This window comes from uncultured Marinobacter sp., assembly GCF_947259545.1.
Taxonomy (GTDB): domain Bacteria; phylum Pseudomonadota; class Gammaproteobacteria; order Pseudomonadales; family Oleiphilaceae; genus Marinobacter.
The window spans coordinates 184,819-206,563 of record NZ_CAMYMK010000003.1; the positions used below are offsets into that span (position 1 = coordinate 184,819).

The 21,745-nt window shown below is 60.7% G+C and carries 16 protein-coding genes; all 16 read left to right on the forward strand.

The features are described 5' to 3' along the window. Positions 1-123 precede the first annotated feature (123 nt). Positions 124-615 carry a DUF4442 domain-containing protein gene (locus tag Q0Y21_RS06680; protein WP_297792889.1) on the forward strand — a complete coding sequence of 164 codons (492 nt, stop codon included), beginning with the start codon at positions 124-126 and terminating at the stop codon, positions 613-615. A gap of 203 nt (positions 616-818) precedes the next feature. Next, the gene (gene tssB, locus Q0Y21_RS06685; protein WP_297792892.1) at positions 819-1,316 is read left to right on the forward strand and encodes a type VI secretion system contractile sheath small subunit; all 498 of its coding nucleotides are present in this window, start codon (positions 819-821) and stop codon (positions 1,314-1,316) included. Positions 1,317-1,373: 57 nt separating this feature from the next. Next, on the forward strand, positions 1,374-2,855 hold the full coding sequence (gene tssC / locus Q0Y21_RS06690) for a type VI secretion system contractile sheath large subunit (protein ID WP_297792894.1): 1,482 nt from the start codon (positions 1,374-1,376) through the stop codon (positions 2,853-2,855). 3 nt (positions 2,856-2,858) lie between these two features. Further along, a complete protein-coding gene (gene tssE / locus Q0Y21_RS06695) occupies positions 2,859-3,299 on the forward strand; it encodes a type VI secretion system baseplate subunit TssE (RefSeq protein WP_297792896.1) in 441 nt (146 codons plus the stop codon). 159 nt (positions 3,300-3,458) lie between these two features. Further along, the gene (gene tssF, locus Q0Y21_RS06700; RefSeq protein WP_297792898.1) at positions 3,459-5,231 is read left to right on the forward strand and encodes a type VI secretion system baseplate subunit TssF; all 1,773 of its coding nucleotides are present in this window, start codon (positions 3,459-3,461) and stop codon (positions 5,229-5,231) included. Beyond that, positions 5,195-6,211, forward strand: coding sequence for a type VI secretion system baseplate subunit TssG (gene tssG / locus Q0Y21_RS06705; RefSeq protein ID WP_297792900.1), 1,017 nt, complete (start codon positions 5,195-5,197; stop codon positions 6,209-6,211). The genes tssF and tssG overlap by 37 nt, the downstream gene beginning before the upstream one ends. Before the next feature lie 22 nt (positions 6,212-6,233). Next, on the forward strand, positions 6,234-7,559 hold the full coding sequence (tagH, locus tag Q0Y21_RS06710; RefSeq protein ID WP_297792902.1) for a type VI secretion system-associated FHA domain protein TagH: 1,326 nt from the start codon (positions 6,234-6,236) through the stop codon (positions 7,557-7,559). Next, a complete protein-coding gene (gene tssJ / locus Q0Y21_RS06715; RefSeq protein WP_297792905.1) occupies positions 7,556-8,089 on the forward strand; it encodes a type VI secretion system lipoprotein TssJ in 534 nt (177 codons plus the stop codon). Before tagH ends, tssJ begins: the two co-directional genes overlap by 4 nt. Next, positions 8,089-9,423: a type VI secretion system baseplate subunit TssK gene (tssK, locus tag Q0Y21_RS06720; protein WP_297792908.1), complete on the forward strand. Its 1,335-nt coding sequence runs from the start codon at positions 8,089-8,091 to the stop codon at positions 9,421-9,423. Before tssJ ends, tssK begins: the two co-directional genes overlap by 1 nt. A gap of 3 nt (positions 9,424-9,426) precedes the next feature. Next, positions 9,427-10,254: a type IVB secretion system protein IcmH/DotU gene (gene icmH / locus Q0Y21_RS06725; protein ID WP_297792911.1), complete on the forward strand. Its 828-nt coding sequence runs from the start codon at positions 9,427-9,429 to the stop codon at positions 10,252-10,254. A 10-nt stretch (positions 10,255-10,264) separates the two neighbouring features. After that, positions 10,265-12,898: a type VI secretion system ATPase TssH gene (gene tssH / locus Q0Y21_RS06730; RefSeq protein ID WP_297792914.1), complete on the forward strand. Its 2,634-nt coding sequence runs from the start codon at positions 10,265-10,267 to the stop codon at positions 12,896-12,898. A 176-nt stretch (positions 12,899-13,074) separates the two neighbouring features. Further along, positions 13,075-14,640 (forward strand): sigma 54-interacting transcriptional regulator, encoded by a 1,566-nt coding sequence (locus tag Q0Y21_RS06735; protein WP_297792943.1) that lies wholly within the window; start codon positions 13,075-13,077, stop codon positions 14,638-14,640. Then, a complete protein-coding gene (vasI, locus tag Q0Y21_RS06740; RefSeq protein ID WP_297792917.1) occupies positions 14,637-15,281 on the forward strand; it encodes a type VI secretion system-associated protein VasI in 645 nt (214 codons plus the stop codon). Before Q0Y21_RS06735 ends, vasI begins: the two co-directional genes overlap by 4 nt. A 32-nt stretch (positions 15,282-15,313) precedes the next feature. Continuing rightward, positions 15,314-16,738, forward strand: coding sequence for a type VI secretion system protein TssA (gene tssA / locus Q0Y21_RS06745; RefSeq protein WP_297792920.1), 1,425 nt, complete (start codon positions 15,314-15,316; stop codon positions 16,736-16,738). Positions 16,739-16,780: 42 nt separating this feature from the next. Then, positions 16,781-20,383, forward strand: coding sequence for a type VI secretion system membrane subunit TssM (gene tssM, locus Q0Y21_RS06750; RefSeq protein WP_297792922.1), 3,603 nt, complete (start codon positions 16,781-16,783; stop codon positions 20,381-20,383). An 86-nt stretch (positions 20,384-20,469) separates the two neighbouring features. Beyond that, on the forward strand, positions 20,470-21,745 hold a 1,276-nt coding region (gene tssI, locus Q0Y21_RS06755; RefSeq protein ID WP_297792924.1), incomplete at its 3' end, for a type VI secretion system tip protein TssI/VgrG.

The following is a 21,745-nucleotide window of genomic DNA, read 5'->3' on the forward strand; positions in this document are numbered from 1 at the left end:
TTTAGTTATGTTTTTGCCGAGTATAGCCAGAGAGGTTTCGGGCGTCATTGACCGATCGTTCCTTTCCTCCGACGAATGGGTTATTGTCCTGCCTCAAAATTTCAGATAACCGGAGTAAAGTCCATGGCCACCACCAACAAACTGGCCGGTATAGTCGGCAAGATCAACAGCTTACCTACCTTTGCCCGGTCGCGGGCGCTGACCCTGTTTTTCGGCAAGGTGGTGCCTTTTACTGGTACCGCCGGCATTCGCATTGAGCATCTGGACGCGGAGCGTTGTGTGATCAGTATCGCCAACAAGCGCCGGGTGCAGAATCACATTGGTGGTGTTCACGCCGTGGCCTCCCTGTTGCTGGCGGAGTCTGCCACCGGTTTCCTGGTGGGCCTGAACGTACCGGACGACAAGGTTCCCGTGATCAAGACTGCTCATGCGGAGTACACCCGTCGCGCCAAGGGTGACATGACCGTGGAAGCCCGCCTGACCCCGGAGCAGCGGGAGCGCATGCGAGTGGAAGACAAGGGAGAAACCTCGGTACCGGTCACTATCCGTGATGGTGAAGACAAAGAGCCCATCGAAATTGAGATGATCTGGGCCTGGACACCAAAGCGTCGCTAAAGGCGACATCGCTTGTCTGCGTTATGGTGTTGATCCGGGCTTTGTTTGGCAAAACTTTGCCCGGACGCACATTTTTGCCGCACGCTGGCCAGTTTTTGCTTGAGAATGGATATCATCCTGTGTAGAGTTTTTGCCGTTGCGTACCAGGAGGGTATGCACAAGGGATTGAACAACTGCAAATGATTTGCACAGGGAGCAAGCGCATGTCTTCAAAAGACGGTTCCGTCGCGCCTAAAGAGCGCATCAATATCAAATATGTCCCCGCCACTGGCGACCAGCAGGCTGAAACCGAACTGCCGCTGAAGATGTTTGTGGTTGGCGATTTCAAGGGACAGCCCGAAGAAACCCCCATCGAGGACCGCAAGGCCATTTCCGTCGACAAGAACAACTTCCGTTCTGTCATGAAGGAAGCCGGTCTTACCCTTTCCACTACGGTGTCCAACCAGCTGGATGAAGAAGCCGACGAACTGCCGGTGAACCTGGAATTCCAGACCCTGGACGATTTCTCCCCGGATGGCATTGCCCGTCAGGTGCCTGAGCTGAACAAGCTGATCGAGCTGCGTGAAGCCCTGGTTGCCCTGAAAGGACCGCTGGGGAATGTACCGTCATTCCGTTCCAAGCTGCAGGAGCTGCTGGACAACGAAGACGCCCGGGGCAAGCTGTTGGCCGAACTGGATCTGGCCACGGATAAAGCCGAGTAATCCGAAGGCTCTCAATCGATTTCCGACTTTAATCAAAACGTACTGAAGGGATGTAGTATGTCTGATACTGCTGTGCAGCAATCGGCTGCCTCCGAATCCGTAGCAGAAGGGTCCTTGCTGGACCAGGTCATGGCCAACAGCCGTATGGCACCGGCCGACGAGGGCTACGATGTGGCCCGCAAAGGGGTCGCAACATTCATTGCCAACCTGCTGAAAAGCGATGAGAAAGGCCAGCCGGTCAACAAGGCGCTGGTGGACCAGATGGTGGTTGAGCTGGACCGCAAGATCAGCGCCCAGATGGATGAAATCCTCCACGCGCCGAAACTGCAGGAACTGGAATCGTCCTGGCGCGGCCTGAAACTGATGGTTGATCGCACCGATTTCCGCGAGAACATCAAGGTGGACATTCTTCACGCCACCAAAGCCGAGCTGCTGGAAGATTTCGAATTTGCCCCGGATGTCACTCAAGCCGGTTTTTACAAACACATTTACTCCACCGAATACGGTCAGTTTGGCGGTGAGCCGGTCGGTGCCGTGGTCGGTAACTACGCGTTCACCCCGTCCACGCCGGACATGAAACTGCTGCAGTATGTGTCCTCCGTTGGCGCCATGGCCCATGCGCCATTCCTGTCCTCCGTTGCGCCGTCGTTCTTCGGCGTCGACAGCTACCAGGAACTGCCGGCCATCAAGGAACTGAAGGCGGTTTTCGAAGGGCCGAAGTACGCCAAGTGGCGCTCACTGCGTGAGTCCGAAGACGCCCGCTACCTGGGGCTGACCTCGCCGCGCTTCCTGTTGCGGGTACCCTACGACCCCACCGAAAACCCGGTGCGCAGCTTCAACTACAAGGAAGACGTGTCCGGCGACCACGAACACTACCTGTGGGGCAACACCGCCTACCTGCTGGCCACGCGACTGACCGAAAGCTTCGCCAAGTACCGCTGGTGCCCCAACATCATTGGCCCGCAAAGTGGCGGTGCGGTGGAAGACCTGCCGGTACACCTGTTCGAATCCTTCGGCCAGCTGGAAGCCAAGATTCCGACCGAAGTACTGATCACCGACCGTCGCGAATACGAAATGGCCGACGAAGGCTTCATCGCCCTGACCATGCGCAAGGGCAGCGACAACGCGGCATTCTTCTCCGCCAACTCGGTACAGAAGCCCAAACAGTTCCCCAACACCAAGGAAGGCAAGGAAGCGGAAACCAACTACAAGTTGGGCACGCAACTGCCTTACATGATGATCGTCAACCGCCTGGCGCACTACATCAAAGTGCTGCAGCGCGAGCAGATCGGCTCCTGGAAGGAGCGCCAGGACCTTGAGCGGGAACTGAACACCTGGATTCGCCAGTACGTCGCCGACCAGGAAAACCCGCCGGCGGACGTCCGCAGCCGTCGCCCGCTACGCGCGGCCCAGGTGACGGTATCCGACGTCGAAGGCGATCCGGGCTGGTACCAGGTGTCCCTGGCGGTTCGGCCCCACTTCAAATACATGGGCGCCAACTTCGAACTGTCACTGGTTGGCCGACTGGACAAGGATTAATCCGTGTTCAATCACCCGGCCAGCGACGGATCGCAGGCCGGCAGCGGCAGCCTGTTCGAACGACTGGAACAGGCGGCTGCGCCGGCCGGCCAGAGCATGGGCGAAATCACCCACGTTGTTGAATCCATCAAGCGCCACCTGGTCCGCCTGCTGAATGCCCACCCGGGCAACAGCGCCAGCGTGCCGGATCTGGGGTTGCTGGATTTCAACGACGCCACGCTCGGCACCCACGATCTGAATGTTCAGATTCGCGGCGCGATTCGACAGTGCATTGAAAAGTTCGAACCCAGGGTGAAGCGGGTAGATGTGGTGGCTTTGCCACCCGGCCCGGACCCATTGCAGTTGAAGTTCCAGGTGACGGTGTATCTGAACATTGCAGGAAGCGATGACAGAACCACGATTGACCTGGTGTTGGACGACAAGCGCTACTATCGAGTGATGTAGCTAGTTCGCAGGCAAGGATGAGAGCGGGGGTGTGGGCAGGCTTTCCAAAAGTGTGCGGAGCCATGGATGGCGGAGCCCAAGCGTCCCATGGATGGGCTTGAAGCGTCTTTTGGAAAGCCTGCCCACACCCCCGCTCGGAGCCAGACTGGTGCAGTAGTTATGAAGTTGAACCGATTCTACAGGGACGAGTTAAGTTTTCTCAGGCTCCAGGGCCGGGAATTCGCGGATGCCCATCCGCAGCTGACACGGTTTCTGTCCGAGCAGAGCACCGATCCGGATGTTGAACGGCTGCTGGAAGGCTTTGCCTTTCTCACCGGAAAACTCCGCGAGAAAGTCGAGGACGAGTTTCCGGAAATCACCCATTCGCTGCTGAACATGCTGTGGCCGAACTACCTGCGGCCAGTACCCAGCTGCACCATCATGCGGTTTGATCCGCAGTTGCATGCCATCAGTGAACGCCAGCGGGTGGAACGGCATACAGAGATCAAAAGCCGACCGCTGGGCGATGTCACACGTCAGACCCAATGCCGGTTCCGGACCTGCCGGGCAGTGGACGTGTTTCCGGTCAGCGTAGCGAATGCCCATGCCGAGCATTCCCGGGAAGTGTCGTCCGTGACCGTGGATCTGGCGTTGCATACCGACCAGCCACTGTCATCCCTGGGTATGGACAGCCTGCGGTTCTACCTGGGCGGCGAGAGCCACATCGCGGAAACCCTGTACCTGTGGCTGAACCACTATCTGGAACGGATTGAACTGGTTGTGGGGGAGTCGGTATACCGCCTGCCCGCGACCATGTTGCAGCCAGTCGGGTTCGGGAATGACGAAGCGTTATTGCCGTATCCCAAGAATGCCTACTCCGGTTACCGGATTCTGCAGGAATACCTGAGTTTCCCCGAGGCCTTCCGCTTTGTGGACATTCACGGTCTTCGGCAGCGGTTACCGGCGGTGCAGGCGGACGAGATCAGCCTGCGGTTTCATTTCAGCCGGATCCTGCCGCCGGACGCCAAAGTGCGGGAAGAAAATTTCCAGCTGTACTGCACGCCGGCAGTGAACCTGTTCAGCCACGAAGCTGAGCCGGTGGATCTCAATGGGCGGCAGACAGAATACCGGGTTTCACCCTCGAGCCGGTCGCCGGACCACTATGAAGTCTTCAGTATTGAGCAGGTGGAGGGCTGGCTGGAAGGCCGCTCCGGGCGTGGCGAGCCGCGTATATACACCGCGTTCGAGAGCTTTCAGCACGAAGTGGAGCGGGATCGTGGCCGCACCGCGCTGTATTACCGGGTGCGGGCGCGGGACAGCGTCCGCGGTGATGGTTTCGATCATTACATGTCGTTTGTGCGGGGCGATGAGTCCGAATGCATGAGCCGGCAGGAAGCGATTTCCCTGACCCTGACCTGCACCAACCGCCAGCTGCCGAGCCAACTGGCGGTGGGGGAAATCTGCATGGCAACGGAGAGCACACCGGCCTTCGCCACCTTCAGCAACATTACCCGGCCAACCGCCACCCTGCGGCCGACGCTGGATGGCAGTTTGCTGTGGACACTGATTTCCAACCTGTCACTGAACTACCTGTCCATGCTGGATGTGGATGCCCTGCGCACGGTGCTGCGGGTGTACGACTTCCGTGCGCTGGTGGATCGTCAGGCCGAGCGGGTGTCCCAGAAGCGGCTGGCCGGCATTGCGGGCATAGAAACGTCACCGGTGGACCGCATGGTACAGGGCTTGCCGGTGCGGGGGATTCAGTCGGTACTGAAGCTGGACCAGACAGCGTTTGCCTCGGAAGGCGACCTCTACCTGTTTGGTACGGTTCTCAGCCAGTTCTTTGCGCTATACGCGAGCATCAACGCCTTTCACCAACTGGAAGTGGTGAATACAGACAATCAGGAACGGTACACATGGACGTTACAGCAAGGTCAGCAGCCGCTGATGTAGCCGAGCTGCAGCCGGTTCTGGGCAATGCACGGCGCTACAGTTTCTTTCAACTGGTGGATTTGATTCACCGGCATCATGGGGATGACCTGGAGCGGTCCCAGGACGATCAGCCCCGGCGTGAGCGTATCCGCTTCTCGGCATCGGCCGGCCTGGGGTTCCCGGGCAGTGATGTGGTGCAGGCGTTCTCTCCGGAGCATGAGCATGCGCCCTATCAGATGGAGGTGAGCTTCCTGGGGCTGCACGGATCGCAGTCGCCATTGCCCGGTTACTACCTGGAGGATCTGGCCTGGGAGGCGGGGCAGGAGCTGGGGATTCGTCGTCACTTCCTGGACTTTTTCAATCATCGGCTGGTGACGCTGTTCCACCGGGCCTGGCGCAAGTACCGGTATTACGTGCGCTTCCGACCCGGGGCTTCAGACGGCTTTTCCGATCATATTTTCGCCCTGGTGGGCCTGGGTGACAGCCGGTTGCGGGACGCCACACCGGTGAACTGGTCGAAGATGCTGGCCTACGCCGGATTGATGGCGGGCCGAAGTCGTTCTCCGGAAGTGGTCAGTGGCATTGTTGCCCACTGTTTTGATCTGGATGACGTCAGTATCGAGCAGTGGGTGTTACGCCGTGTCGCCATCCCCGGCGATCAGCAAACCCAGCTGGGGCAGGCCAACGCAGCCCTGGGACACGACACACTGGTGGGCAACGGCATCCGTGATCGCAGTGGCAAATTCATTCTGCGTATCCGCAACCTGGATCGGCAGCGCTTTGCCGACTTCCTGCCCAATGGCAAGGATCACCAGCGGCTGGTGAAGCTGGTGGAGTTCACCACCCGGGAGCAACTGGCCTACGACCTGGAACTGCAGATGCGGCCGAAAGATGTGAAGCCACTGCAAGCGGGGATGGAAGTGCGACTGGGCTGGAATTCGTTCCTGACGCCGGACAAGGCACGCACGCTACCCGCCGTGCGGCTGCAGATTCGCCGCTGAGACAATGACAAGGAAACCGGACATGGACGAGCGTCAGTCACTGACACTGAAGATCAGCAATCCCACCACTGTCGGCAGCGGCTTGCTGCCAGAGCATGTATTCACCATGGCGGGAGGCTCCATTGGTACGGCCGAAAACGATACCTGGAAATTGTCGTCCCATCGCACCGGAGCCATGGCGGGACATGCCGAGGTGCGATTCATTGACGGCGAGTTCTGCCTCATTGATCGCAGTGGTCGCACCTATATCAACAGCGCCAGTCAACCTATTGGCCGTGGTCGTCGTGCGCGACTGAAAAGCGGTGACACCATATCCATTGGTCGTTACCAGATCCGTGCTGACCTGGTGCGCGGTCGCCAACACGCTGCCAGCCCGAATCTGGAAGGGAGTGCTGAAGACCACGCCCTGGTGAACGTGGAAGAAAACAGCTTGGTCCGGGGTGAGGGCAGTGAGCCGGAAACCACGGGTCACGAACCGCTGCAGGGCCTGGCCCCGGCACCGGGGCAGGCGGTCAGCAAGGATCCCCTGGATCAATGGGAAGCGGACGCTGAATGGTCGGAGGATGTCAGCAATAACCAGGAAATAGACCTGATGGCCAGCAAGCCTGAGTGGTTTGCCGCCGAAGGCGAGGTGAGCGATGAATACCGGGAGCATCGTGACGTTGCAGTGGGGCTGCCGGTCAGACAAGGAGATCAGGACAGGATGTCAGTACAACAACCCCGTAAAACAAGGCGGGAATCCACCGACCACAGTCGCCAGCACATCAGTGGCGCGCCACTGCTCAAGGGCATGGAGTCCGAGCTGGACTTTGGTGACAGCGACGAGATGCGGCTGTTCCTGGAAGAGGCCGGGCAGACCCTGAAAGCCACTGTGGAGGGCCTGCTGGCGTTGCATCAGGGTGAAGACAGTCGCCACCAGGCGCTGCGCACGCGGCTGCAGCCCATTGAGGACAACCCACTGCGTCTGGGGCAGAGCTATCAGGACACAATCCAGACCCTGTTTGCCAGTCAGCGCAGCCCCGTGCACCTGTCCGCGCCCGCAGCGGTCAGCGAGAGCCTGCAAAGCCTGCGCCACCACCAGGTTGCGACCAGTGAGGCCATCCGCGAAGCGTTGGATGCCATTCTCCACGCCTTTTCTCCGGAAGCCCTGCTGCGCCGGTTCCATGGCTATCGCCGTGGGTTGCAACAGCATGAGGACGAGGGGCGCTGGGCATGGACCATGTACGAGCACTATTACCGTGAATTGAAATCCAGTCGTCAACAGGGCTTCGAGCGCCTCTTCCAGGAGGTGTTCGAGCAGGCTTACGACCAGCACTTGCGTCAACTACAGAGGGAGAATCTGTCGTGAAATACAGTAAAGGGATCTTACTGGCCGTTGTCTTTGCGATGGTGGGTTGCAGCACACCCTACAACGCGGTCTCGAAAACCGCCAAGGTGCTGTGGGATCCGGATATTCCCGTGGGGTATCCGGAGGACCTGCCCAGTCGGGTGGATCTCACCATGCTGGCAGAGCCGGACGTCAATCCGAACGAGTCCCTGGCACCCACGCCCATCGCCTTTCAGATTATCGAAATGCGGGACAGCTCGATGCTGATGGCCGGGGATTTCGACCAGCTGCTGAGCGATCTGGAGGATTCTCTTGGCCAGAACTACATCGACCATGATGACTACTCCCTGGTGCCAGGACAGTTCCGCTTTGTCGAACCGTTCGAGATCAGCGAGGACACCCGTTTCATCGGCATTATCGCGTTCTATGCCTATCCCAACCTGTCCCAGTGGAAGAAGGTGGTGAAAGTGGATCCCCTTGGTGGTCGCTATCACCTGCTGGTCAACCTGCGTGAGCGGGAAGTTCAACTCAGAAGAGCGGATGAATCCTGATGGCTGTCACGAATCGAGTGGTGTGGAGTGATGGGCTGTTCATCAAGCCTCAGCACTTCCAGCAACAACAACGGTACCTGGAACACCAGATCAACGAACGGGCCCTGGCGATTTCGGATTACCTGTATGGCTTTGGCGACCTGGAACTGAATGCGGAATACCTGAGCTTTGGTCGCATCGGCCTGGTGCACGCCAGCGGGCTGTTCCCGGACGGAACGCGCTTTAGCCTGCCACAGGATGATGTGATGCCCGAGCCACTGGAAATCACCGATGCTTCGGTGGCCAATCAGGTGGTTTATCTGGCGTTACCCCTGAGCAGCGACGCGCTGGCAGAAGTGGAATGGCCGGATGCTGCCGTGTCCGGGCGGTTTCGTGCCCAGGCCGAGGAAGTTCGTGACCTGCACTCCATCGACGGAGATGCCCATGTCATTGATGTGGGCAGGGTGGCACCGCGCCTGATGCTGGAGCGGGAGGACCGCAGCGCCTACGCGGCCCTGGCCATTGGCCGGATACTGGAGAAACGCCCGGACGGCAGCCTGGTGATGGACCCCAACTTCATGCCCACCATGCTCAGTGTGCGTGCGGCCCCGCGGCTGCAGCGTTTTGTCGGCGAAATGGCCGGGCTGATGAAGGAGCGGGCCAGGAATATCGCCGAACGGGTGGGCGCACCGGGGCAGGGTGGCGTTGCTGACGTGGCGGATTTCATGCTGCTGCAGATGCTCAACCGGGCCCACCCGCGCTTCATGCATCTGGCCCGGCTTCGACAGCTTCACCCCGAGCGTCTGTACGAGGCTTTACTGGAGCTCTGTGGTGAGCTGGTGACCTTCACCGATGAAAACCGACTGCCCCGGGAATACACCCCCTACGACCATGACCTGCCGGAAGCGTCGTTCACGCCGCTGATGCAGGTACTGAGGCAGTCCCTGAGCACCGTGCTGGAGCCACGGGCCCTGGCTATCCAGCTGCAGGAGCGGCAGTACGGCCTGACCGTGGCACCGCTCCAGGATGCCCAGTTGCTCGACAGTGCGGAGTTCATTCTGGCGGTGAAAGCGGACATGCCCCTGGACGATCTGCGCAAGCAGTTCACCCAGCAGTGCAAGGTGGCCTCGGTGGAGAAGATCCGCGATCTGATCAGCCTGCAGTTGCCGGGCATACCACTATCAGCCCTGCCGGTGGCGCCGCGTCAGCTGCCTTACCACGCCGGTTTTGTGTATTTCCGTCTGGACGACCAGAGCCAGGCCTGGCAGATGCTCGACAACGCCAGCGGCTTTGCCTTCCATGTGGCGGGCAGTTTCCCCGGTATGGAAATGCAGTTCTGGGCAATCAGGAGCTAAATCATGGCAGATGCACCGGTGATGGATTCACCCAATGGCACTATGGAAACCGATGGCAGTGCGTTCAGTGACCTGATGTTTGCGGGCAGTGGCGACAACGGTCGCGCCGTCAGCCAGGGATTTGCCAACGAACAGTTCCAGCTTCGTGGCCTGGAGGACAATCGGCTGATCGATGCCGCCACACCGTTGCTGGGCCTGGTCATCCGGGTACGACGGCTGGCGGATTTCCGGGAAGTGGAGACGCTATACCGGCAGGTGGTGGACGAAGTGGCGGCCATCGACCGTGAACTGGTGGAGCAGGGCTATGAGCGCCCGACGGTGGTGGCTTATCGCTACGTGCTCTGCGCCTTTATCGATGAGGCGGTGCTGGGCACGGACTGGGGCGCGCACAGTGTGTGGTCCCAGCATTCCCTGCTGTCCCGGTTCCACAACGAGACCTGGGGTGGTGAAAAGGTCTTTGCCATTCTATCGCGCATGGAGCAGGAGCCGGCGCGTTACCGGGACATGCTGGCGTTTATCTACCTGTGCCTGTGCCTGGGGTTTGAGGGTCGATACAAGGTCATGACCAATGGTCGCGAGGAATACGAGGACATCATCCGTGGTCTGCACGAGCAGCTGAAAAGCCTGCGTGAGGACGATCAGGCGCCGTTACTGGCCGATGCCCTGACCAACGTGACTCCAACCCGTAACCGCCTGCGCAGTGGCTTGCCGATCTGGGGGATTGGCGGCCTGTTCGTACTGGCCATGGCGGGTATTTATTCCCTCTACAACATCGCGCTGAACGAACGCATCAGGGATGTGCTCAGCGTACTGGAACAACTGCCGAAATAAGGACATCACTGTGATTCGGGTAGAACTGCCGGCGCTGATCGGGCGCCTCAACGATATTTGCCGCCAGGGACTGGAATCCTCCGCGGCCCTTTGCATCAGCCGCCAGGGTGCGGAAATCACCCCGGCCCATCTGCTGTTCAAGCTGCTGGAAACGCCGTTTTCTGACGTGCGCCAGGTTCTGGAGCACACAGGCATCAACCACCAGGAATTTCAGCCCCTGGTGGGCGAGAGCCTCAATGGTGAACCCCAGACGGCAGAACCCTATCCCTCATTCTCGCCGCTGCTGGTGGACTTGCTGCAGGACGCCTGGTTGCTGGCTTCCACCGAGCTGGGCCACAAGGAGCTGCGTTCCGGCGCCATCTTCCTCGCCCTGCTGCTGAACGCGGACCGCTACCTGATGCCGCGGGTCAGCCAGCAGCTGCGGGACATCAACCGCGAACAACTGCGCCGTCAGTTCGATGCCATGACCGCCGGCTCCGCCGAACGGCCGGAACTGGACCAGGGCGATGGCAAGGCACCGCTGGCCGAGGCCGACATGGACCCGCTCAAACGCTACGCCACCGACTTCACCGCGCTGGCCCGGAGTGAGAAGCTGGACCCGGTGGTGTGCCGCGATGGTGAAATCGACCAGATGATCGACATCCTCTGCCGTCGCCGCAAGAACAACCCCATCGTGGTGGGCGATGCTGGCGTGGGCAAAAGCGCCGTGGTGGAAGGCCTAGCCCTGCGCATCGTCAACGGCGATGTGCCCGAGTGCCTGACCGGTGTGGAGCTCTGGACCCTGGACATGGGGGCGTTGCAGGCCGGTGCTTCCGTCAAGGGCGAGTTCGAGAAGCGCCTCAAGGGAGTGATTGAAGCGGTGAAAGGCTCCGCTACCCCGATCATCCTGTTCATCGACGAAGCCCACACCCTGATCGGTGCCGGCAACAGCGAAGGCGGCTCCGACGCCGCCAATCTGCTGAAACCGGCCCTGGCCCGTGGCGAGCTGCGCACCATCGCAGCGACCACCTGGCGTGAGTACAAGAAATACTTCGAGAAAGACCCGGCCCTGAGCCGTCGCTTCCAGCCGGTGGCCCTGGACGAACCCAGCCCCGCCCAGGCGGTTCATATCCTCCGTGGCCTGCGCACCGTCTATGAAAAGGCCCACCAGGTACTGATCGCCGACAGCGCCCTCAAAGCCGCCGCCGAAATGTCCGCCCGCTACCTTGCCGGCCGCCAGTTGCCGGACAAAGCCATCGACGTGCTGGACACCGCCTGCGCCCGGGTCAGCCTGAACCTGAGCACCCCGCCGCGTCGGCTCAGCCACGCCCGCAGTGAATTGCACCAGCTGGCCATGGAACAGGAACTGCTCAGCCGCGAACACACCCTGGGCCAGAACGTGGACAGCGAACGGGAAAACGAACTGGATGCGCGCATCGCCAAACTGAACGAAGAAGCGGCGGAACTGGAACAAAGCTGGAACGACCAGCGGGAACTGGTCACCCGCCTGGTGGACATCCGCGAACAGCTGCTGAACGGCGACGACACCGAGGAAGAAATAACGGATGAGCGGCCTGAAACCGGCAACGAAGAACGCCCGGACCCGAAGAGCGAAGCCGCCGCCATTGAACAGGAACTGGCCGAACTGCAGGCCGACGAACCGCTGGTCCACGCCCGGGTGGATGCCCGCCAGGTGGCTGAAGTCATTGCCGACTGGACCGGCATCCCGGTCAACCGCATGACCACCGACGAACTGGAAAAAATCACCCACCTGCCGGCCTACCTGCAGGAACACATCAAAGGCCAGGACACCGCCATCGACTGCCTGCACCAACACCTGCTCACCGCCCGCGCCGACCTCCGTCGCCCGGGCCGCCCCATGGGCGCATTCCTGCTGGCGGGCCCCAGCGGTGTGGGCAAAACCGAAACCGTGGTGCAACTGTCCGAACTGCTCTACGGCGGTCGCCAGTTTCTCACCACCATCAACATGTCCGAATACCAGGAGAAACACACCGTCTCCCGCCTGATCGGCTCACCTCCCGGGTACGTCGGCTTCGGCGAAGGCGGCATCCTCACCGAAGCCATACGCCAGAAACCCTACTCCGTGGTGCTGCTCGACGAAGTCGAAAAAGCCCACCCGGAAGTCCTCAACCTGTTCTACCAGGCCTTCGACAAAGGCGAACTGGCCGACGGCGAAGGCCGCCTGATCGACTGCAAAAACGTGGTGTTCTTCCTCACCTCGAACCTCGGCTACCAGACCATCGTCAACCACGCTGAAGAACCGGAAAAAATTGAAGAAGCCCTCTATCCGGAACTGGCCAACTTCTTCAAACCGGCCCTGCTGGCCCGCATGGAAGTGGTGCCCTACCTGCCGCTGGGTGAAGACACCTTGAATCGCATCGTTGGCGACAAACTCCAACGCCTGGCACAACAGATCAGCGACCGTTACCACACCGAAGTGGTGCTGGAAGACGGCCTGATCGAAGCCATCCGCAGCCGCGCGACGAGAAGCGAAAACGGCGCCAGGATGTTGGAGTCGATCATTGAAGGTGAGCTGTTGCCACCGGTGTCACTGGCGTTGCTGGAGAAGCTGGCAGCAAGAGAACCGGTTAAAAGTGTCACTTTGGGCGTAGAGAACGAGAAATTCACCGGGGTTGTTGCTTAAGGCAACTGGGAAGTAGCGGGCCCTGTGGTTCGGCTTTCCAAATACCCTGCGGAGCCATGGATGGCGGAGCGGAGCGTACAGGGATGTATTCACAGCGTGTTTTGGAAAGCCACCCCGCAGGTTGCGCGGTCGGCGAACTCCATAGCAACCCGATAGGGAAAAGAAACATGGGACGGATGCAGATGGAACTGCACACCGGCATCGACCTGGCGGTGGCACTGATCCGACAGGACAACCTGCCGGCGTTGCTGAAAACCGCCACCAGACAGCTGGAAAACGCCTTCGGCCTCACCCGCTGCTGGGCACTGGAACTCGACCTCAGCGGCCGCACCCTCCATTGCGCCGAACTCGACCCACTGGGCGAATTCGACTGCGGCGACTTTAGCCACCCCTTTGCCCACGTACTGCAAAGCGGCAAACCCCGGGAAGTGAGCCGGGCTGCCAGCTACCGCCTGGACCACAGTGGCTTCCAGGCACTGTTCGAAGCCAGTAATCGCCCACGTTCCTTCTGGCTCGAACCCATCAGTGGTGAAGACGGCCGCACCCTGGGCATCCTCGCGCTGTGCCGCGATGAGTCTGAATGGGACGGTATCACCGGCATGCCCCTGTACCAGGGCATCAAACAACTGCTCACCCATCAATGGGTCAGCCAGCTCCAGAACCGCGACCAGGTTTGGCAGCGCCGCCTCCTCAAACGCTCACTGGACCACCTCCACGATGCCGAAACCGTACGCCGCCGCTGCGAACAGCTGGCAGGCAGCCTGGTGGGTGGCTCCGCCGACATGGTCAACCTGCGGTCACAAATCATCCGCGCCGCCGGTAGTCAGCTCTCCGTGCTGGTGCAGGGCGAAACCGGCTGCGGCAAGGACCTGGTTGCCAAGGGCATCCACGAGTTCTCCGACCGGGCTGACGGCCCTCTGGTGGTCGTTAACTGCGCGGCCATTCCGGAAACCTTGCTGGAAAGCGAACTGTTCGGCCACACCAAAGGCGCATTTTCGGGAGCGGACAAGGCCAAAGAGGGCCTGTTGGCACAGGCCGACGGCGGCACCCTGTTTCTTGACGAGATTGGCGATATGCCCATGGCGCTGCAGTCCAAACTGCTGCGGGTGTTGGAGAGCCGTCAGTTCCGTCCCCTCGGGGCTCAGCAGGAACAGCATTCCGATTTCCGCCTGGTGGCCGCCACCCACCAGCCGCTGCAAAAGGGGATCGAGGAAGGAAGCTTTCGCCGCGACCTTTTCTACCGTTTGGGCCAGTTCCCGCTGCGGGTTACCCCGCTTCGTGACCGGCCGGAAGATCTGGAGCCCTTGTGCCGGCATTTTATTTCCCTCTACCAGGCGCGGGAGGGAGCCGGGCCTATGGGGATCAGCAGCCATGCACTGCATGCGTTGTCCGGTTACGCCTTCCCGGGCAACGTTCGCGAACTGCGTAATATCGTGGAGTTCGCCTGCCTGCAAACGCCGGTCGGCGATGATATCCAGCCGGAAGTGCTGCGACTGGATGACCTGTTTTTCGAACAGCAAAGCCCGACCTTCAGGGAAGCGATGCCCGCCACCATGCCCGGTGTTCCCGCCGTCGATGATATCCGTGACCTCAAGGTGGCAGCGCAGGCATTCGAGGCAGCGGTGATTCGTGAGCGGCTCAGACAATACGACGGGAACCGCGCCCAGGCTGCGGAAAGCCTGGGTCTGCCGAAGCGCACGCTGGCCCACAAATGCCTCAAATACCAGGTGGCTGAGCTATGAGTTTTCTCTCGCGTTCCAGTATTCAGTGGTGGCTGGTGATGACGGTTTTCAGCAGCCTGTGTGCGCCTGTCGCGGCCAGTCAGCTGGACGACGCCCGGCAATGTACCCGGGAATCGCAACGCCTGGAGCGACTTGCCTGTTTTGACGCGGTGTTTGGTACCCCCTTTGAGCGGGGCAGGGCTGCCTCGGCCCCGGAGGCCAGCCGACCAGAGCGATGGCGGCTGGCCTTTGCCCAGGAGCAGGGGCGGGTGCCCGGCGAGGGGCCCCTGTATCGGAATACCGGGGACAGTGCCGGGCAACTGGTGACACTGGGTGCGCTGGGCAGCCAACCACCGCGCCCGATATTGATGCTGCAGTGTCATAACAACATTACGGAACTGGCCCTGATGTTGCCCACGGCACTGGAAACCGAACGGGTGAGCATCGGGTTTGGCGCCCGGCGGGATATGTGGCGGGTGCGGGATAACGGTTTTGTGGTCAGTGGTGGTCGCGGTTTGCCGGCTATTCGGGTTGCCAAGGGACTGATGGGACGCGGGGATGCCCGTATCAGCTCATCCCATGGTGCGGTCGACGGCCTGATGTTTGACCTGGAAGGCTTCCGTGACGCCATTGCGCCGCTGCGGTCCGAGTGTGGCTGGTAACGGAACTGGAAACGATCGAAAGGCAGATTCGAATGCAGGTTGTTGAACAACATCCCTACGTGGAACAGGTGCTGGAGACACTCGGTGGCGAGTCCGATATGGGCGAAGCACTGGGTGAGGATGAGACCCTGGAATTTCTCGAAGACGAGATCATGAAAGTGGGCTCGCTGGCCCATAACGAGATCGACTGGAGCAAGGTTGAAAGTGATTCCCTGAGATTGCTGTCGGACCGCAGCAAGGATCTGAAAGTACTGGGGTTTCTTCTACTGAGTCTGCAGCGGGGCGGCGATGGCGAGCGTTACGCACTCTCCCTGTTCCTGCTGCATCAGGTACTCGACTCCTGGTGGGAGCAGGCCTGGCCCTACCCGGGTGACAAGGGCAAGCGTGCGCGCAGAATGATGTTCACCCAGATACTTCAGCGTGCCGGTAAGGAAGTGGGTTCACTGACATTTGACCGTGAGGTGGGCGACGGCCGCAGTTATTGCCTACAGATGATCGACAACCTGATGACCCAGGCTGCGGATCGGGAACTGGCGGACGACGGGTTACGTGATCTGAAGCGCGCCATTGAGAAGTTGCCGGCTGACCCGGAACCAGCGTTGACTGATATAAGGGAGCAGTCGCCGGTAACGTCTGCGGCCAGTTCTGCGACCCCGCCCACCAGCAAGGCACCCACGGCCGCTCTGGGAGAGCTGACCCTGGACCCCGCCAACGAACGGGCCACCCGCCAGAGCCTGCTGAAAGTGGCGGACTTGCTGGTGGAGTCCGAGCCGGATACGCCACTGGGCTATCAGCTTCGTCGTTATGCCATCTGGCTGGGGATTACCTCAGTACCGCCCTCCCGTGACGGGGTAAAAACCGACCTGGCGGCGGTGAGTGCCGACCGGGTTGCCGAGTACCGTGAGGTGTTGGACAAGGCTCCGGATATGGAACTGTGGAAGCGGATTGAGCAAAGCCTGTCGGTCAGCCCGTTCTGGCTCGACGGCCACTGGCTCAGTGCGGGCGTGGCCGAGGCGCTTGGCCATGGTCCCTGTGCCGAGGCGATTCGGGAATCCGTTCTGGATTTTGTCGAGCGGTTGCCGCAGTTGTCGGATATGACGTTTAACGACGGTACGCCGTTTCTATGCACGGAAGCGGCGGACTGGATGCAGACGACTCCGGCGAAAGGCGTTGCCGGCGGTGCCAGTCCCTGGGATCAGGCCTACGAACAGGCACGGGAGCTGGCCGGCCAGAAGGGCCTGGTCAAGGCAATGCAATTAATGGAAGACGGTCTGGCCAGCGCCCGGGAACCGCGGGATCGCTTCTATTGGCGGCTGGCCAGTGCCCGCCTGCTGAAGGACAGCGGGCTGAAGACCCTTGCCGGCCAGCAGATCCAGGATCTGCACCAGCAGACCCGGGGCCTGGCGCTGGAAGACTGGGAACCGGGGCTGGTTTCGAAACTGGAAAAACTGGTTTAACGCGACGCTTTCAGACATCACACAGATATCTCAAATTCAGGAATGGACGCCATGTGGAGACAAGCATTACTCATCGGTCGAAGGATTCTTCCGTACCTGCGCAGCGCTGCGCCGATTACCTTGGCGCTGGGGGTCATTGTATTGTTGGGGGCCACCTGGTGGCTCGGACCCCGGCTGGAAATTGACGGTGAATACCCACTGGCTGCCTGGCAGATGCGCGCACTGGTTACCCTTGGGGTGGTGCTGATGGTGGCCATGGTATGGGCCACGGTGCTGGCGCGGCGGTTGGGCAAGATCAATGCCGCCAAGGCGGATGAGCAGCAGGAACAGGAAGATCCCATCCTGCCACTGGAGCGGCGGCAGACACGCCTGCTGGATCGTCAGTTACAGGCGCTGAAAAGCAACCTGCCGGGGCGGAAGGGGCTGTATCGCCTGCCGTGGTATCTGGTCATGGGGCTGGAGGATGCCGGCAAGACCAGTCTGATTCAACGTTCCGGCCAGACCTATACCCTGACCAATGTGACCCGACATGCGCAGTCGGATCGCAACCCGTTTGGATTCGAGTGGTGGATTGGTGATCACGGTGTCTTGATTGATCCTGATGGTGAATTGCTGCGTCAGAATGACGGGCAAGGGGCGAGCCATGAAATCCAGCGCCGTTTATGGCAGCACTTTATCCAGTGGCTGGAGAGAAGCCGTCCCCAGCGCCCACTCAATGGCGTGGTGCTGACCGTTGATCTTGCCAGCCTGAGTACCGGCAGTGACCAGCAACGGCAGGCGCAGGCCATTCTTCTGCGCACCCGACTGCGGGAGTTGATGGAACAGCTCGGTTCACGGTTGCCGGTGTATGTCAGCTTTACCAAGATGGATTTGCTCTACGGCTTCGGTCCGTTCATGAAGACCCTCACCAAGTCGGAGCGGGAGCAGCCCCTTGGGTTTACCTTTCCCCTGGAAGCCCTTCTGGAAGGGGATGACTGGCTGGCGGACTTCTCGGAACGTTTTGCCGGTCTGGTGGAGCAACTGAACGCGCGCCTTCCGGATGTGCTTGCGGTCACCCGTGATGCCGAAGAACGGACATCGGTCTATTCCTTTACCCGGCAACTGGCAGGTCTGAAGCCGGTTCTGGAGCAGTTCCTGGCGGATCTGCTGTCAGAGGATGCGTTTTCAACACCGGCGCTGGTGCGTGGCACCTACTTTACCTCGGTGATTCAGGAAGGTGTGCCGGAGGACGCGTTTGTGTCCGCCGCAGCCGCCAATTACCAGCTCTCAGGCCCGATCCAGCCCGCCCAACGCAACGGCCAGTCGACCAGCCTGTTTACCCAGGGCCTGTTCCCGGATGTGATCTACCGGGAATCCGGGCTGGCCGGTGATAACCGCAAGGTGGTTCGCAGCCGTCAACGCCGGGTGGCCGTTGCCGCCGTGGTAGCGGTTGCGGCAGGTCTGGGTATGACCGCGGGCTGGCAACATTACTTCATCAAGAACGCGGAAGCGGCCACGGCCGTTGAACAGCGGGTACGCAGTTTCATCAATAACTGGCGGCCGGTCGGCTATGAGCCGGACACTACCGGCAGTAACCTGTTGGAGCCGCTGGATGAGTTGCGTGAAGCGACACTCGCGTTCGGGGATTACCGTCAGAGCTGGCCGCTGATCGACGATATGGGGCTGTATCAGGGCAAGCGGGTAGGCCCGGAAGTGGAAGCGTCCTACCTGGATATGCTGGCTTATCAATACCTCCCGACCTTGATGCTCGGTGTTATGGGTGAAATGAGCCGGGCGCCGGATAACAGCCCGGAGCGACTGGATCACCTCCGGGTGCTGCGCATGCTGTACGACGCCAGTGGTCGTCGGACCGATATCGTCACGGACTATATGGCCAGTTACTGGCAGCAACGATTCCCGGGGCAGGCAGACAGGCAGCAACGGCTGCGCCGCCACCTGAATTACGCCCTTGCCCACACCGACCTGGCGGAGCAGGTCCGTCAGGGCGATGTGACGGCAGACATGACGCTGGCACCTTTCCGCAGCAGCGTGCAATGGGCACAGCATGAGCTGGGTCGCATCCCCACCACCGATCGGGTTTACGAAGACCTTGAGAAGGAGGCCGCCCGGGAATTCGAGTCACCGCTGGATCTGGCGAGGGCATCTGGCCCTGCGTTCAGCACCGTGTTCACGAAACTCGACGAGCGTGGTGACCCCTTGCAGGAAGAAAGCCCGGAAGAGGATCCGCTGGTGATTCCCTCGCTGCTGACCCGCGACGGGCTGAACGGTTGGTTCCTGCGCAAATCCGACTCCGTGACCGAACTGGCCCTGGTGGACGCCTGGGTGCTGGGGCGTCGGGACAATGTGGATTTCAGCGAATCCGACGAGGCACAACTAACGGCGGAACTGCAGTCTCTGTATGCCGACCGTTACGCGGATGCCTGGCGCAAGGCCCTGAGCCGGTTGGATGTGCGGAGCTTCAGTGATCTCAATCACGGGGTACGGGTGCTCGAGAGTCTGACCAGTGGCCATCAGCCCCTGCAGCAGCTGTTCGGACAGGTCACACACCATACCCGGCTGGTGCCGGAGGTGAGTGCTGAGGAAGACACGAATCAGGTTGCGGCCCGCAAGGTTCTGGAACAATCCTCCCACTTCGCCATGATCCAGGAAATTGACCGCCAGTTTGCAGAGCTTAACCAACTGAACCAAAAGCAGGGCGATAACCCTTCCGGCATGGAGCAGCTGATGGGCGTGATTGGTGACCTCCATGAATACATGCGGGGCATTCAGGAAGCGCCGGATCGTGGCAAGGCAGCCTTGCAGGCCGCCCGTGCCCGGATGGAATTGCAAGGCGCCGATCCGATATTCACGCTGCAGCGACTGGCATCGAATCAGCCAGCGCCGTTGAACCGGATGCTGGATAAACTCGCCGCCGAGAGCTGGCGCGTGGTTCTCGATCAGGCCGTCGCGCAGCTGGAACGGCAATGGTACCGGGAGGTTTACCAGCCGTTCCAGCGGACCCTGGCACGACATTATCCGTTCAACCCCGGAGCCGGTCGTGACGCTGCCCTGCAGGACTTCGAGCGGTTCTTTGCCCCTGAGGGTGTGCTGGATACCTTCTATGCCGATAACCTGAAACTGTTCCTGGAAGACCATCCGGAACACGTGGCCGGATCACAGCGTGCTGGCTTGGTTCGGGCCGACGTCCGGGCGTCACTGGAAAAGGCCCAAACCATTCGCAGGGCGTTCTTCACCCGCAGCGGCTCCCTGGATGTGGAGTTCGCGCTGGAGCCTCTGAACTTGTCCTCCAACAAGCGCCGCAGCGTGGTAAACGTGGACGGCCAACTGGTGGAATTCAGCCACGGACCCAGTCAGAGCATACCGCTGGTCTGGCCCAACACTTTGCGTGACAGCGTGGAGAGTCGTGTCACCCTGGTGCCGATCCAGGTTAATCGCTCGCCCCGCAGTCTCTCTGAAAATGGACCCTGGGCGTTGTTCCGGCTACTCGACAGGGCGGATATCACCGGCGTCAGCGGTAGCGCGGTGGACGTGAAGTTCAATCTGGATGACGGCGAAATGCGTTATCGGCTTCATGCGGCCAGTAATACCAACCCGTTCACACGGGAACTCCTTGCGGGGTACCAGATACCGCGCAGTCTGTATTAGACTATGGGCCGTCCTGCACAGGATCGTGTGGGGCGGCAAGTATTACCGAGCTTCTAATTGCACCACATTCTTCAGGGACCGAAGACATGCCCCAGGCAAGCGGACTGCAGTTCACCGCCACCATTGGCGGATTTCCCTCTGATCACTTTTCCGTCGTCGGCTTCGAGCTGACCGAAGCCCTTTCCGAACTGTTTCACGGCAAGCTCAAACTGGCCAGCACCGACCCGTCGGTAGCAGCAACCGATGTACTGGAGCAGGCCGTGGATCTGGTGATCTGGCAGGACGGCGTGCCCCTGCGGCGTTTTACCGGCGTGGTCAACGAATTCGCCCGCGGTGATTCCGGCCACCGCCGCACCCGCTACGAACTCATCATTCTGCCCCCGCTGTGGCGTCTGGGCCTAATGCACAACAGCCGCATCTTTCAGACCCAGACCACCGACGCCATCGTACGCACCTTGTTGGAAGAGCGGGGCATCGTCGATACCGTGTTCGACCTGAAACGCCGCCCGGAAGAACGGGAATACTGCGTCCAGCACCGGGAAAGCGATCTGGATTTTGTAGAGCGACTGGCCGCCGAGGAAGGCTGGCATTACCGCTACCACCACGGCTCCGTCGATGGCGAAGAACCACCGGCCCTGATCATCGCCGATCACCACGGCGACGCCCCCAAACTGGAATCCGTGACCTACAACGGCAAAGCTGGCGGCAGCACCAAAACCCCCTGCGTGTTCCGTTTCGCCCATCAGGAGCGGGTCCGCGCCAGTGCCGTGGCCCTGAAGGATTACACCTTCAAGAATCCGGCCTACGCCCTGATGCACGAACAGGCCGGAGCAGGCCTGTCTCATCGCGAGGACTACCAGCACTACGACTACCCCGGCCGCTTCAAAGCCGACGCCAGCGGTGAACCCTTCACCGGAGCCCGACTGGACGCCCTGAGACACGACGCCAGCACCGCCAGCGGCAAGAGCAACCGCGCCGACTTCACCGCCGGCGCCAAAGTGGCTCTGACCGACCACGACAGCGAGGCCCTGAACCGGGAATGGCTGCTGACCGGCATCACCCACACCGGCAAACAGCCCCAGGCGCTGGAAGAAGAGGGCGGTTCCGAACCCACCAGCTACAGCAACCAGTTCAACGCCATCCCCGCCGACCGCACCTGGCGCTCACAAATCAAGCACCGCCCCAGAATGGACGGCCCGCAGATCGCCATCGTCACCGGTCCGGAAGGCGAAGAGATCCATTGCGACGAACACGGCCGCGTAAAAGTCCGCTTCCCCTGGGATCGCTACTCCAAGAACGACGAACACAGCAGCGCCTGGCTGCGAGTCAGCCAGGGCTGGGCCGGCGGCCAGTATGGGTTCA